Origin of the sequence: Aeromonas allosaccharophila (assembly GCF_000819685.1) — a bacterium.
Taxonomy (GTDB): Bacteria; Pseudomonadota; Gammaproteobacteria; order Enterobacterales; family Aeromonadaceae; genus Aeromonas; species Aeromonas allosaccharophila.
The window spans coordinates 1-1,914 of record NZ_CDBR01000008.1 but is presented as its reverse complement, the minus strand read 5'-3'; the positions used below and the strand labels follow the sequence as shown (position 1 = coordinate 1,914).

Annotated in this window: 1 protein-coding gene; it reads left to right on the top strand. The window is 48.7% G+C overall.

Going from position 1 to position 1,914, the window contains the following annotated elements:
• The first annotated feature begins 1,454 nt into the window (after positions 1-1,454).
• Positions 1,455-1,862 (top strand): H-NS family histone-like protein, encoded by a 408-nt coding sequence (locus tag BN1115_RS01795; RefSeq protein WP_042655815.1) that lies wholly within the window; start codon positions 1,455-1,457, stop codon positions 1,860-1,862.
• Positions 1,863-1,914 lie beyond the last annotated feature (52 nt).

The following is a 1,914-nucleotide window of genomic DNA, read 5'->3' as shown; positions in this document are numbered from 1 at the left end:
CAGATCACTCCGTTGTCAGCTGACAATCGATGTTTGCCAGGGGCTGAGTTCCATTTCACGATACCTGTAGTTGTTCAGGCCAGCGGGTACTCAGGTGCAGATCACTCCGTTGTCAGCTGACAATCGATGTTTGCCAGGGGCTGAGTTCCATTTCACGATACCTGTAGTTGTTCAGGCCAGCGGGTACTCAGGTGCAGATCACTCCGTTGTCAGCCGACAATCGATGTTTGCCAGGGTCATAATTCCATTTCACGCTACCTGTAGCAGTACCGGTCAGCGGGTACTCAGGTGCAGATCACCCCGTTGTCAGCCGACAATCGATGTTTGCCTGGGCCTGCATTCCATTTCACGATACCTGTAGTTGTTCAGGCCAGCGGGTACTCAGGTGCAGATCACCTCGTTGTCAGCCGACAATCGATATTTGCCAAGGGCTGAGTTCCATTTCACGATACCGATAATGCAGATGCCAGCGGGCTCCGAGGTGTATATCATCCCGTAGTCAGCAGCCAGGATTTCATTTCACGATACCGATAATGTGACTGCGTCGAGTTTGAATTGGGCAGTAAATGAGCGACGTAATCTTGTCATTGAACACCTCAGGTTATGGTGGCAACTGTACCACCCAAAATGGTGTCCGGGATGATTAGCCCACTACACATCCATGTTTCCAGAAAGCAAAAACCCCGCAACGAGGCAGGGTTTCAGCATTTTCGTGTTTGCTGCGGCTATGCCGCCAGCAGCTGTACCAGTAGTTGTGGGCTATGCATAAAACCGATAATTCGCTGCTTGATGGTGTGGGTCTGCGATTGTAGAGCTACAACCGCCCCGAGCGAGGGGGCATCTTAGATAGTGATGGTATTACAACAGTGTCTCTCGGCAAGCCAGATAATACGTGCTCCACAACTCGCTAGCGGGTCGTCCATGCATCTTGATGCCGATATCTAGCAACAACAGCTCCCACTGCCGTGTATCGCGAAAAGCCATTTCACGAGCCTGTTCGATGCTATGGGCAGAATAGGCTCGGAGCAATTTGTCTGATGTCGTCGAAAACAACCTTTCAAAAAAAGCTAGATCTTTTGCAGCCATAACCTGTGAGCGCAGTGCTGTCAGATGCATAGTGTCCATTTCTGAATACCGAACAGCATCCTCAATAAATGTATCACAAACCTCATATGCAATCTCATGGGATCTCCCATGAGTACTGAGGGCAACGATTAGTAGAATGAGTTGAGTCATCACAAGATCTCTGCTGTCAGTATGAATAAACCAGTCTAGCAGTAACTAATGGAACCTGTGGGGTCTTAGCTCAAGTCAGATCGACGTTGAGCGGTTACTCATAGCTTCCCTAAGTGGCTATATAAAGATCAATTATTTTGATGATAAATATTGGCACCAAACTACAGCTAGGTGATAATGCTAGGCAATAAACAAATAACTTTTTAGGCGTGATATCCATGAACGATTTTATCAAAACACTGTTGAATATTCGTAGTCTCCGGGCTGCTCTGCGTGAACTACCATTCGAACAGTTGGTCGAGATTCAGGCCAAATTTGATGAGGTGTTTACAGAGCGTGAGGCTGCTGAGCTCCGATATCAGGAGGAAAATGCCGAGCGTCTGCGTAAGCTCGAGGAATTCAGCGAGATGCTGAAAAACGCAGGGATTGACCCCAGCGAACTGGTTGGCAGTGCAGCTCCGTCGAAAGCTGAAGGAAAGGAAAAGGCCAAGCGTGCGCCGCGTCCCGCAAAGTACAAGTATCACGAAGATGGCCAGGAAAAAACCTGGACTGGTCAGGGCCGTATGCCGAAAGCCATCGCTGAGGGCGTTGCTAGCGGAAAGTCCTTAGAGGATTATCTGATCTAATCCACAATTATAGTGGTATTGAAAGCAGCCGTAAGGCAGGGTAAGAGCATGA